This window comes from Bifidobacterium asteroides (genome assembly GCF_019469425.1).
Taxonomy (GTDB): domain Bacteria; phylum Actinomycetota; class Actinomycetes; order Actinomycetales; family Bifidobacteriaceae; genus Bombiscardovia; species Bombiscardovia asteroides_I.
Genome location: NZ_CP048272.1, coordinates 1,377,993 through 1,390,869, shown reverse-complemented (window position 1 = coordinate 1,390,869; position 12,877 = coordinate 1,377,993). Strand labels below are relative to the sequence as shown.

The following is a 12,877-nucleotide window of genomic DNA, read 5'->3' as shown; positions in this document are numbered from 1 at the left end:
GATTGCATCGTTCTTATAAAGGATTTTAATACAAAGAGTATCCCATCGCGTATTCGTCAGAATTATGCAAATCAAATTCGGCTTGCAGCACATTTTTGCGATACGCCATATAGAGTTTTTAACAACTTGACACGACAGCGTATTGTAGTAGATAGTGAATCACCTTTTGCACAATTTGTGTCTAAGTCGCTAGTGCAAAATGGGATAGGATCTTTGGGGTATGTAAAGCGTATAAGCAATCCCGCAGATAGGACTTGCATAGGTCAGGGTGATTCAGACACTAGTATTTATATTTTTCAATATAAGATAGAGAATCTTTGCTTGGTTTCTGAGTTTATAGACGCACTGCCCGAAACGATTCTAGTTATACCAATACTCACTTTGATTGACAAGATAATTATCGGTCCTATAATGCGGTCTTCAACTTCATGTCACCTTAAAGATGCGATACTCAGCGTTGCCAACAATACAGAAAACACTGAGATTTCAAGATATATAAATGACTCCAGTCGTGAAGATAAAGACGAATCTATCCCGCCTGGAATATGGCACATAGCTGGAATAGTGGCCTCATTTGATTTATTCAAACTCTTTGTTGATCCCACTCTTTCGGAAACCAATGACGGTATTATTGTGGTAGATGCAAGTACTGGTGAAGCTATTGGACACAAAATTGCTTGGATTTGTGACCCGCACGCTGGGAATGATGCTGAAAAAGGAAAATTATTAATACGCAGCACGCAAGATAGTGATCAACTGCACTACCGTGCGAAAGAACTTAGCGTAAGAGTGACTGGTATTGTGGATCCGTTCTCCGGGCTGCTGCAATCTTTCTCCGACGACGATATAAACCAGACTTATTTACAAATCAGCAAAGTTAAATATCGGTTAAACGGTCAAATCACTTATGCATATGGGTGGAGTGTAGAATCTCTAGCCGAGGCGAGAGCCAATGCTGCGTTTAATGCTTTAAGCTTAAAACTGCATGAGAAGCCTTATGAAGAAACGTACCAACATACGATGTGTCGTCGGGATGTAGATGGTCATTATCGTTCTGGGGGCGTGTTTCCTAGTAACCAAAGACAGTTAACAATCGGACTGGGTTACACTGAGAAAGATGCCTTTCGCGATGCTCTTTATAGGTATTTTCGTTCTCTTATTAAGATGAGTGATTTTAAATTTGCTCCGATGAATATAGAACTTGAGGAGCCCTTTAAAGCAGTATTTGAACAATACTGTAAAATGCATAAAAAATCAATTCAAAGAGTCTATATGCAGGAAGTGGTGCCTCAAGTTTGGTGCTCACTGTTAAATATAAACAACACAATTGTCGGTGTAGGGCAAACTAAAATCGAATCGTTAGAAGATTGCCTAGAGCGTTATATTGCATACAATTCTGGTGTAATCCCACGTGATTGTAAGGCTTCTACTCAAATACAAAAAAATAAAGTTAATAATACTCTTAGCAATGTATTCATGTCTGCTGATTTGAATTTATATTCCTTAAATAAGGTTGGGATTAAAGCCTGTGCTATAGCACCGTTGACAGAAGAGAGAATGTGATTAAGGTGTTTAAACAACTGACGGCACACGAATGGGATGAACTACCAAATGAAAGGGTAGCTGAGGAATACAGTAAATTAATATATCATCGCGCAGAGATAACTATGCCCAAGAATGGGTATAGTATGCCATCGGGTTTACTCGCGCCATTAAATCAAAAGAACTATATCGGGTGCAAACAATATCCCCTGCAGCCTACAGATCATTTAACCAATATATCTGGATGTGTAGATCCTGAAATCTGTATAGATTACAGTTTACACAACACGATCGGAATTCAAGGGTTCCATTTGGATATTGTGCCATACCGTTCAAAGGATAATCTAAGATATGCTTCACAATATCTTGACGAACGTGGAATGGCCTCCGGTGGGGGAAGATATCCCCTGACAATCTATCGCGCCACACGCGGGAGTAAGCAACTTCCAGCCGGTTTGTATATATACCTTCCTCGACAGGATACTTGGGGTTGTTTAGGCATGGGAGATTATTCCTTCGTAATTATGCAAGAAATTGAAGACAAACTTCCAATATTCGATGATGTATTGGTCGTTGCCATCAATTATTGGATTTCCTCGTATAAGTATGTGGATTTTAGCTATCTCGTTTCAACCATGGATGTCGGAACTTTTCTCGCGAGTTTTGTCGACTCCATGGACGCTGTAAGATGCCCTTTTCATATTGCTTTTAATGTTAGCGAGTGGTCTATTGCTCAGCTTTTGCATCTTAACCCTTTAGAAGAAGGCATCTATGCTCTAATTGGAATAGGTTTGGAGAGTGATTCAAAATCTAAGCTTTGTCCGACCAATTGGTGTCGAATTGAGTCATGGCAAAGGGGCCAAAAGACTGTTCTATTTAACACAATAAAAGCGATGCAGCGTGCAGCTGTCTGTGAAGAAAAGCAGACACAAAAACTAACACAGTCGTTGGAGTTTTCAGGGATTTCATGGATTTCTGATTTTTCGGCTAACAAGCTAACCGCGATTTTAAAAAAACGCGAGACTTCTTTCGGCCGTTTTACTGGTGAAAGTATGAAATATGACGACTTAATTGGAATATTGACCTCAGCAGTACGCGGACAGGAAAAATTATTAAAAATGGGTTTCTCCAATCCTGTGGAAATGCATATTTTATCAGTGAATATTAATGGTCTAGATAAAGGTGTGTATCGATTAGATTCTCGATTTAACTGCACAGAAATCAGTACTATTTCCCATCATGAGCTGTCTAATATACTTCTGGGGCAGAATTATGACTTGGAGCGGATTGATTCTATGATTACAATCTCAAGCTCACTCATAAATTATTCTAAGCATCACGGAGTTCAAGGTTTTAGAGAGATAGCAATTCAATGCGCAGCGCTTAGTCAAATTATCCATACAAAGGCGACAGACTTAGGAATTTCAGCAGGAACGTTGCTAGGATTTAATGCAGTAAAGTTGAAAACGATTTTAGCTCTTGACGATGGCAAAGAACCGATAATAATTATACTGTTGGGCCATGATGCGGAAACGGGAAGATTTACTGCCATTAATTTTACAGGAATGGGTGAATGATATGTCCTTCATTTATGAAAAAAATGGCCAAATCCGCATCGGAGGTTTACCTATAAGCATTGTTGATGAACTGTCAAGCGACCAGCTAACGTTACTATCGAACAGGCAACTTAAGCTGGATGAGCGTGTCTCACAGGCTTCTGAAGAACTCGTATGCTCTTTACAGGCAGAAATCTCAGTTGCAAAAGGTGACCATCGAAAGCAATTAATAAAATTAAAAAGACAAGTCAATAAAGGCATCGGACACCAGCATACAGAGCTACTCACTGAGAATCTTGGTATTCTGAATAAATCTACTCAAATAAAAGTTGTTAGCTTGTTAGAAGCTATAAATGCTTCAAAAGATCAAGAAAAAAATGCTGTCTCAGCGTTTGATACTGAAGCTCATCGTGAAGAAAGAGTGGCCATAAAATTACTTGATAAATACCCCAGCATATACGATGCAGTGATTATGTCGTCGCCTACGCTTTATTACGGTGTAGAAAGACTAAAGCAAAAGATGGTGAACGGTATTGAATTTAAAGCTAGGGACAGAAGAGCATCCAGTGACTTAATCAAGTATCTGGTTAGGGCGGCTACTAAAACAAGCCCATTTTCTTGGCTTACACCCGTCGGTTTCGTTGAGTTTTATGAAGGTAAGAGCAATGATTCAAAAAAACCTATCGTTCTATTTCCGAACCAAATATGTACGTATGTGCTCGTGTTCTAGACTCAATTAAGGAGAATCTGGACTTTATCGATGCATTCCCTGTTAGATTAGCTGATGGTGTTAATATTACAGAGGGTAGTTATTTACAGATTTGGAGATCTCGCTGGAGATTTTTTGACTCGTTAAAACGAGTCGACTCAGTTTTGAATGAAGAATCCTTATTGCAATTTCCGCTTTCTGCCATGAGGAGACAAATTTATTTAATTCTAAACGATCAATCGATGACTGTCCATGAGCTCTTGAACAAATTATCCTCACAGATGGACTCCAAGACTGCTAGGGATGTCCTATTGCGTTGCCTACACCTAGGTTTGCTAGAGCTAGATGGTATGGTTTACAGCAATTTTGACGGATATGGCAGATTACCGGCCATCAGATATTTAATGTGTAGCTCACAGAAGAACGCACGAATGCTTGGCCAACAGCTCAACGAGTATATGCAGATTGCGAATCAATTTAGCAAAGTTCATGGTCAACAAAGGCTTAAGAGTATGAAAGAAATTGCCTCAAAAGTAGAGCAACTATATACTTCTGCGTGTCATGGTGCCAAACTGCCCCGTTCTGTTGTGCATGAAGATGTTGCAGTATTCAGTGAAGGTCATTCGATTCAAAAAACACTTCCCAAATTAAGCTCACATCAATGTCAATTGTTGGAAAAGTTCGTTCGCATTATGGATACGACTCAGCCCGTAAGAGATGTGATGGGTGGTGTATTAAAAGAAATGTCTAATGATAACTTAGTCAATGCAGCAAGCTTCATACATGATTTTCAAACTGAATATTATGACCCATTTTTGCGAGTTAATATTAGATCAATATCTGATAATCAACTTGCTCAGTCTCAGTGGTTACAACCTGGATCTGCTTGGCAGCGAGTCAAAGATTCCAGACGTTTTTGCGATCAAGTAAAAGAGGCATCTCTGAACAGCTCAAATAGAGATGTTCTAGACATAGCTTTGTTGCTGCAAAGATTTAACGAAAGTCATAAGCCACCCACCTATCGTTTTTCTCACTTATCATTTTTTGCGCAGAAGGTCAATTGTGAAGATCGAGGATTACTAATTAATAGAATTTATGGCGCACCTGGTTTTGATCTGTCCCGATTTGATCACCTTTTTGAGCACGATCTAATGGAAGAAAAACAACAATTGTACGAATTAGCTAAAAAAAATGATGTTACATTAGTGGAGCTATCCTCAGGTTCGAATGTATCAAACTTGAACATTCACTCCCCTATATTTCCTGATAGAATCTACCTTCCGGGGGAAAAAGGGCACGAATCCACTGTTGGCAGACAATTAGACTTGCGTTCCCTATCAGTTTGTTGGAGTCATGAGCAAAATCATATTTCTCTCGTCACACCTTCGGATGAAGAATTGTACCCATGCTACACTGGGTATTTGATTTTATCCGCCTGTCCTGAAACAACAAGAATTCTTGATCTTATAGCACCTCCTCATACAGCTCAGACGGATTTTATACAATATTTGAATTTAAAACCAGTTCATGGAAAAGCAGTAAAAATCCCACGTATAACAATAGGAGATGTCGCGTTGTCAAGAAAATCTTGGCTTATCTATTTTAATGACTTTCTTGAAGAAGACGATCTTACGGGTACTTATTCTGCCTTATTTAAGTTTCTGACAAAACACGGATTACCTGACTCGTTCTTTATTAAGGTAGTTAATCATCAAGGAGAGGCAGGTAAGCCGATTTATGTTACGATGCATAGTATTTATACCGTTGATTATTTGATGCGTTCGCTGCAGTCTGACTCAGAATATTTGATATTGCAAGAAATATATCCGTCTCTTTCAATGAATGTTGGTAAACAAAATTACTCTAGAATCGAAGAATTCATCTTTGGGATAAGTCATACTTTTAGAAAGGTCTGAGATGAATATAAGACAAAATAATGAGTGGCTAGCATATCATATTTTTTATGGAATGGATGCTCGATATATTCTCAAAGAATGTGTGTTCCATTTAATTGATGATTTAGTCAAGAAAAAAATGATTTCTTCTTGGTTTTTTATTAATTATTGGCTGGAAGGTGCACATGTAAGACTAAGGGTGAAATCAAGAAACCCGGAGTTTGACGATCAAATACACGATTTTCTAATTCGTGAGATATCGAATTTTATGAAGCAACATCCTTCTCTTCACCCGACTCCTGAACTTGCCGATCCAGCATATTATCGAAAAGCCTTCAACAATGAGTATCCTCCTGAGGAGTATGCCAAATGGACTGATGAAAATGGTAAACCTCGATTTCGTCCCGATAATTCTATATTCAAATATACTTATGAACCTGAATATGGACGTTATGGTGGCATCGAAGGTATGACTATGTCCGAGCAACATTTTCATGACTCCTCATGTCTTGTGAGATCATTAATCGAAACTGGTAATTTAGGGACCAGATCTATAAGGCTAGGGCTTAGTGCACAGATTATGGCCGTAACCGTGTCTTGTTTATTTGAATCCTTTCAAGAAGTACTTAATTTTCTGCTTAGCTATCACAATCACTGGGTTCATTCGTTTCAATTAACGCCAGGGTACGTATCTGGTTCAGGGAGGCTGAGTATAAAACCAACAGTTGAACAAGTAAAAAATCAAATTGTTCCTTACGTTGATGCTTGCCTTGAGAATGAAATAAATGAATTACCAGGATTTCTATCAAAATTGGCTGTTAAGTGTCAAGGTCTTAAAGAGCAGATTTATCAGCTGCAAGATAGAGGAAGCTTGAGTTTTTTGGTGAATGGTTCTCTCGTGCTACCATCATCAAGGGTTAATGCTGTTGCCACTTTGGCAAGGTCGTATCTCCATATGACAAATAATCGTATGCTTGTCGATATACGTGAAGAAGCATATTTGTCCTTTGTTTTGTATGAAGCAATAAAATGATGAGTTTGACTGAGGGGACAAAGTGGTTCTGCAAAAGGAATCAAACCGTACATAAGTTGTTTTCTTCTGACGGTTTCATATATCAAATTCAATGTGATAATTTTTTTCTCGGAGTGTCAGAGATTGAGTACAAAATTTTAGAATTGCTTAATAAACAAGGATTATCGATCGAAGATATATCCAAGTACCTTGGAAAACCGGTGAGCCAGTCAAGAATCATAATACAGAGTCTGGCAAAGAAGGGACTTGTTACAACTGTTCAGAGTTCATCAAGAAGTGATATATCGAAGGTCACTAATAAGTCGTTTGGTAAAAAGATTGAATACAATACACACCCATTTTCTTATATTGTATTGGCCTCAGCAATGATTGGCATGGTCTTTTTTTCGTTATTATTGATTTTGTTTTGGGCTCGAAACATAAATCTGTATTATAATAAGCTAACTAGACTTAAGCTTGCAATAACAGCAGGCTTCTGCCTTTTATGGCTGTTATTGACACTTCTTGTACATGAATGTATGCATCTGACTATTTATAATTTCTTTGTTCGCGTCCGATCCTTTAGGCACGTAGAAGGGCATATCAGCATTTTTCCTAAGCCTTATTCACTGCTACCAGCAATCAAAATGCTGGATCGTGGAGAACAAATCATGATTTATGCTGCAGGACCATTGAGTCTTTACTGTATGAACGACATTCTTATTATTTTGGGATTTTTTTTGAATAGCACACCGCAGTGGTTTATATCCATATGTGTAGTTACATCTATATATGTATCGATGTGGAATACGATTCCCTGTAAGGGATCTGATGCTTTGCGCATAATAGAAATCTATACAGATACTAAAAATATACCTTCAATTTTGACTCAGAAGAGGCTGAGGATACTACTTCGGGCTAGGGGTTCAAAAAGAATGCAAAAAATTATTTGGCTTTATCCCCTTATTTATTGTCTCAACATTTGTTATTACACATTATTGATGATGTTAATAGTATTTGGCACAAAATGGTTTATAATATAGAATATGGAAGAGGATACAGTAATCAGAGTAAAATCTCTGTCTAAAGGTTATAAATCGAAGACGGTTTTGACCGATTTGTCTTTTTCTATTAAGAAAGGTGATTTCTATGGTATTCTAGGCAAAAATGGAGCTGGTAAAACCACTTTGATTGAATGCCTATATGGCGCATTAAAACCAGATAAAGGAAAAATATCAGTTTTAGGCATGTCACCTTTTCCACGTAACCGCAAGTTACTCGCGGAAATCGGTATTCAAGAGCAAAGAGGCGCTTTCATATACAGAGCTACTGCTAGAGAGCACTTGGAAACTCTGGCAAGAATCTATAATTGTGATTTAAAGCGCGTAGACATGCTAATTAATCGTATGGGGTTGAAAGACGTTCAAGATCAAAGGGCACGTTTGCTCTCGGGTGGTCAGCAGCAGAAAATTGCTTTAGCAGCGGCAGTCCTTAATCATCCTAAAATTCTGTTTTTAGATGAGCCCACAGCTGCACTTGATGTCGAAGCGCGCATAGATTTTTTGCAGCAATTGCGATCGCTACAAGAAGAGAATACCACTATCGTATATACGACACATTATCTAGAGGAAGCGCAAAACCTTTGCAATATGGTGAATATCATTCAAAATGGTTCGACTGTCTTTGAAGGCACACCTAAGGAGTTAATAGAAATAACGAGAAGTCAGACAGTATTGTCATTACCATATAGGGAAACAGACTTTGCCTTTATAACCAAGTGTAAAAGCGTCGAGACAGTTTCACGGCAAAACGGTTTTGCGTTGATATACACAGTTAATGAAGGAGCAACATTGCAAGAGCTCGCTTCTTACGGAGTCGATTTGACTGGGTTAGTATCACATCCTGCCGAACTACAAGATGCATTTGTGAAAATATCGAATTCCAAATCTGGAGAGAACTTATGAACTCATTTCGAGCGCTTACGCCAGCATTATTTAGGGCGTTTTATCGAGATAGGATAAATCTATGTATCTCCGTGTTTCTGCCACTTGTTCTGTTATTAGTTCTAGATCACCAAGTGCCTAACTCGGCTAACCAGGGTATAATACGAACTTCATTGTTTTCAGTAGTTATTTGCTTTAGCACTTGTTTTATCGGGGCGTTCAATTCCACGATGAATTTTACTATTTGGCGTGAAAATGGGATGATGCGAGTTTTAAGGAATTCGCCTATATCGAGCTTGTCAGTAGTTTTGTCCGCTTTGTGTGTATCTTTATTGCTATCGATTGTACAATATCTTTTAATAATTGCTGTCTTATATACTCCTGTAGTAAGTATAAAACCTGCAGGTCCGTGGATATTCACCTTGCTGCCCATATGTTTTGGTGTTTCAATATTCTTTGAACTCGGTTCTATTATTCCTATATGGGTGCACTCAATCCCTGCTGCAATCGCCATTTCAAGTATTGTTGTTGTATTGTTCGTGTATTGTTCTGGCACTTTTTTTCCGTCATCCTTCCTCCCTGCCTGGGTTAACTCGGTTGCTCCTTATACTCCTTTCCGTGCTCTTGTTGACAGTGTGCAGTATCTAACTTTTGGTATTGGAGATGCCAATACTTTTTTGAAAGGAGGATTAGTTATTGTATGTTGGTTCACTCCACTAAGTCTTCTTCTTCCTAGAGCACTTGACTTAGATAAGTGAAAAACTATTGAACCATATGTATAAACAGCCCTATATGTGAGGTAAATTATGTTAAGTTTACAAGAACAATCAGGACAGGCCTTAAAAGCCCTTCGCGATATTCAAGCGTCAAGCTTTGAGGTTGAGGATTTCATAGATCCTAATGACGATGTAGCGAATTTCACCTTTAACATGTGTTCTTCAACATCGTCCTGTTCGTCATCCTGCTGCTCATCATCTTCTTCGTGAACAGTTAGAGCATAGATAAGTAAGAATTTATTTGTCTGCAGGTGTTCTGCTGATTCAAACCTGAATAGCAGGACACCTGTGTTTTCTTTGAATACCGGTTACTTTACTTGCAGGCACAAAATGGACACTGATTATTCTATTGTCACTAAGACGTATAGTAGAGCTCTGAATCTTCTCGTTATCGCGGGCGTACAATTAACGGATAGTGAAGCTGCATTATACACTAAGGTCCAACGAGGATCGCGCTTTCGTGTTGATGGTCCTGCATTCAGTCAATGGGAATCAGTCTCTGACATGGAAGATGATACATTCCTCTGGGCTGGATTGTGCGATGCATTACAGCACGCTGCTAGAGAAGTTATCAAAAACGATTCATGTTGGGCTTGGAGTGTAGATTTGCTCTCTGGAAATATAAGCCAGGGTTTATTTATCCGTGAAAGCAAAAAGCAGCAGGAAATCTCGAAGAGAATAGATTTATCAGATACCAATTTGCCTATTAAATCTTTAAGATTACCGGATGATATTCTAATTAATCCGACCACAGGGCTACTCACTGATTATTGGTACGAAAAACCAGAATATTCCTCACTACCAATGCTATTAGGTAGCACATACATTTCAACTAATACCAGATCTTTTGAAGTTTCATGGTCAGGGCAAGAATTATCGAGAGATATGGTCAAACGTAAAGGCATCCTCGAGGGACTAGAACGTTATTCTAATTGTATCCCTTCAAACGAACTACAGATAGCTCACTTTGCTGCTCAGAACCATAAGGATTGTCTAAGACCTGACGATGCTGGCAAGTTCCATCTTTCTCCTTCTGCCTATCAGTTTGTGCCTTTTGAGAATCAAGAGGAAATAGATTGGATAAAAGCCATAGACATCATAGATTTTAAAGAATGCTGGGTACCGGAAGAGTTAGTATTTTTTGGAGAAAGCGGAAAACATGTTTGGTCAAGAAATTCATCATCTGGTGGTGCTGTGGGTAGAACTCTAGGTTCTGCAAGTTTGTCAGGTTTGTTGGAGGTACTTGAACGAGACGCTTTCCTTTGCTGTTGGTACACTGATCAGAATACTTACAAAATTGACTATACCTCTATGCAAAAAGTGTGTGCGTTGTTGCCGAGGGTTTTAGCTTGCCGGGCTGAACTGTCATTATCGCTTATTCCGACGGATTTTCCCATTTATGTCGTTGTAGCATCGGTGAGGGGACGCGAATGGGTCTCTATCGGTGCTTCTGCTCGTTTTTCGATAGAGGATGCCTCTTTGGCAGCAGCGAAGGAAGCTGTCGCTTTTTACCCGGACCGTGTTGAAAACGGCAGAAATAATCAGCGCTGGAAAGAGCTTCAAAATTATGAGAGCATTAAAACACTTGAAGACCATTCAGCAATGCTTCACTTGCCTGAATGGACAGATCGCTTGAGTAAAATATTAGGTTGGAATATGCCTTATTGTGATTTTCGTAAGTATGATGAAATCTCAATGCTTTCTTTAGATGAAGATATTCAAAATTTGTTAGAATCGCTGAAGAGTCGTAATGTTAGTGTAGTTGTATGTGAAACTACACCTTACTGGTTAAGAGCATTAGACCTGGTATCATCGGTAGTTATTGCACCAGGACTTGCTCCATTGGATTTTGGCTGGTCAAATCAAAGAATCTTAAATATGACTCGACCATTTGAGTATTATAACAACATCGGTAATGAAGGTACAGCAAATATCAAAAAAATACCTCATCCTCTAAGTTAGAGAGATTTTTGGGTTGGTCTGTTTTCTGTGTCAGTCTTGATTACAGTGATATCAGGTAGTAATCTAAAACAGTAACCAGCATTATATCCTTTGGCGCCAACTGAGGACTCGAAAATCGGGGGGAGGATATATATCGTTAGTTAATGTTGAGTTTGCCTTTATCAAATGATGATTACTCCAGAAGGCCGGAAATGAATCACTGCGAAGTTGGGTCAGCCTGTTACGAGGATACAGGCCCCGCATGCACCCATCGTTCGGTTAGAATCAGTTGGCAAGGCTTAATGTGGCCAGGCATGGTCTTCCCTGTCTGTATCGATTCCAGGCAGCAGGCTGCCTATGTTGGAAGAGCGAGGGCTGTGGTCTGGTAGCGGTCTGCATAGTACGCGTTGCAGTCCCGACGGAATTCATGGGATGGTTCTACGGCAGGCAGCTGATGTGGTTGACCTGCAATTGGGGCATCTGGTGATGCCTTGGGTAGCAACTGGTGATGGTGGTTATTGGATGCCATTGGACGGCTCAGCTATCCAGCGAACTGATGATGGGAATCCGCTCTTGTCCATAAGGGGGGGGCATTTGGGTGCACTCTAATTTCGATGACGCGAGATTGCAAGCCCTTCGGTTATCTGCCGGGCGGGGTTTTATCTGGCGTCCTGGCGGTGCGTAACATCTTGCTTCTGAATTCAGGATAGCAGGTAACTGAGATTAAACGCTGGTCGTCGCCAGATGAAAAGGCCGATGTGGTCCTTCCGGGCGAAATCCTGTTCCTCGAATGGGCTCTGGGGGATGGTCGGGGTCTTATTGGCCCAGTGTATTGACATATACCCGATTCCTGCTAGGCTAGTCGGTTTTATATCTTGCAGAGGCTGGTACAAGGTCTCAGTCGAGAATTAAGAATTTATCTTTGGATCCAAGGCTGAATGAAGAGAGCTTGTTGCCAGTCGAGGCTTTGCACTTCAAGGGTTGCCAATGCAAGTGCGAAGTTGAACTTAATGACTGTGAGATAGGAACAATCACCCCTTATGAGTCGACGCTTTGGTTAGGGCCACTACGGGCAACAAATCGGTTGACTATCAGAACAGGGCAGACCTTGGGTGAGCCAACTGGAACCATTGAACTACTGGTAGGCGAACCCATTACAGATTGGAATTTACGCACGCAGAATCTGAAGACGCTTCGAAAGAGTACAGGTTAGGCAATTTTCGAAGACCAGCGGCTGCCTGTAACCTGCCCGCCCTGCAGCTGCCTCTGGCTACAGGTTCCTCAGTCAGCTCTAGCGCAAGCTTAGCAATGCGGATCAACGATAGTCCGCACAGGGTCAGGGCCTGCAGGTGACTGCATTCGGGGAGCACACCAATCTGGGCCGATTGGTTTTGGGCGGTTTGCTAGGAACGATATTCGCTGGAGGACGCGGCGATTTGCTCATAGTCCCTCAAGGAGAGGGAGGTCTTTCGCTACTCGTTGAGTCCAATGGCAATGAAGCAG

The 12,877-nt window shown here is 40.2% G+C and carries 8 protein-coding genes; all 8 read left to right on the top strand.

Annotated features, from left to right (window positions below; genetic code table 11):
• Positions 1 to 126 precede the first annotated feature (126 nt).
• The 8 genes from GYM67_RS05685 to GYM67_RS05650 all read left to right on the top strand — a co-directional run bounded on the left by GYM67_RS05685 (position 127) and on the right by GYM67_RS05650 (position 11,395).
• Positions 127 to 1,563: a hypothetical protein gene (locus tag GYM67_RS05685; protein ID WP_220236009.1), complete on the top strand. Its 1,437-nt coding sequence runs from the start codon at positions 127 to 129 to the stop codon at positions 1,561 to 1,563.
• Positions 1,560 to 3,119, top strand: coding sequence for a nitroreductase family protein (locus GYM67_RS05680; protein WP_220236008.1), 1,560 nt, complete (start codon positions 1,560 to 1,562; stop codon positions 3,117 to 3,119). The genes GYM67_RS05685 and GYM67_RS05680 overlap by 4 nt, the downstream gene beginning before the upstream one ends.
• Positions 3,064 to 3,828, top strand: coding sequence for a lantibiotic dehydratase (locus GYM67_RS05675; RefSeq protein ID WP_220236007.1), 765 nt, complete (start codon positions 3,064 to 3,066; stop codon positions 3,826 to 3,828). The genes GYM67_RS05680 and GYM67_RS05675 overlap by 56 nt, the downstream gene beginning before the upstream one ends.
• Before the next feature lie 329 nt (positions 3,829 to 4,157).
• Positions 4,158 to 5,723, top strand: coding sequence for a hypothetical protein (locus GYM67_RS05670; RefSeq protein WP_220236006.1), 1,566 nt, complete (start codon positions 4,158 to 4,160; stop codon positions 5,721 to 5,723).
• Between the two features lies 1 nt (position 5,724).
• Positions 5,725 to 6,735, top strand: coding sequence for a lantibiotic dehydratase C-terminal domain-containing protein (locus GYM67_RS05665; RefSeq protein WP_220236005.1), 1,011 nt, complete (start codon positions 5,725 to 5,727; stop codon positions 6,733 to 6,735).
• A gap of 1,025 nt (positions 6,736 to 7,760) precedes the next feature.
• Entirely contained in the window at positions 7,761 to 8,678 is a 918-nt protein-coding gene (locus GYM67_RS05660) for an ABC transporter ATP-binding protein (RefSeq protein WP_220236004.1), read from the top strand.
• Entirely contained in the window at positions 8,675 to 9,415 is a 741-nt protein-coding gene (locus GYM67_RS09405; RefSeq protein ID WP_220236003.1) for an ABC transporter permease, read from the top strand. Before GYM67_RS05660 ends, GYM67_RS09405 begins: the two co-directional genes overlap by 4 nt.
• 522 nt (positions 9,416 to 9,937) lie before the next feature.
• Complete coding sequence (locus GYM67_RS05650; RefSeq protein WP_220236002.1) at positions 9,938 to 11,395, top strand: YcaO-like family protein; 1,458 nt, start codon at positions 9,938 to 9,940, stop codon at positions 11,393 to 11,395.
• Positions 11,396 to 12,877: the final 1,482 nt, after the last annotated feature.

What these genes read in the sequence shown, in the direction of transcription:
- GYM67_RS05675 (WP_220236007.1), top strand. Translation starts at nt 3,064, where the DNA reads ATGATGCGGAAACGGGAAGATTTACTGCCATTAATTTTACAGGAATGG.
- GYM67_RS05670 (WP_220236006.1), top strand. Translation starts at nt 4,158, where the DNA reads ATGGTTTACAGCAATTTTGACGGATATGGCAGATTACCGGCCATCAGA.
- GYM67_RS05665 (WP_220236005.1), top strand. Translation starts at nt 5,725, where the DNA reads ATGAATATAAGACAAAATAATGAGTGGCTAGCATATCATATTTTTTAT.
- GYM67_RS05660 (WP_220236004.1), top strand. Translation starts at nt 7,761, where the DNA reads ATGGAAGAGGATACAGTAATCAGAGTAAAATCTCTGTCTAAAGGTTAT.
- GYM67_RS09405 (WP_220236003.1), top strand. Translation starts at nt 8,675, where the DNA reads ATGAACTCATTTCGAGCGCTTACGCCAGCATTATTTAGGGCGTTTTAT.
- GYM67_RS05650 (WP_220236002.1), top strand. Translation starts at nt 9,938, where the DNA reads ATGGAAGATGATACATTCCTCTGGGCTGGATTGTGCGATGCATTACAG.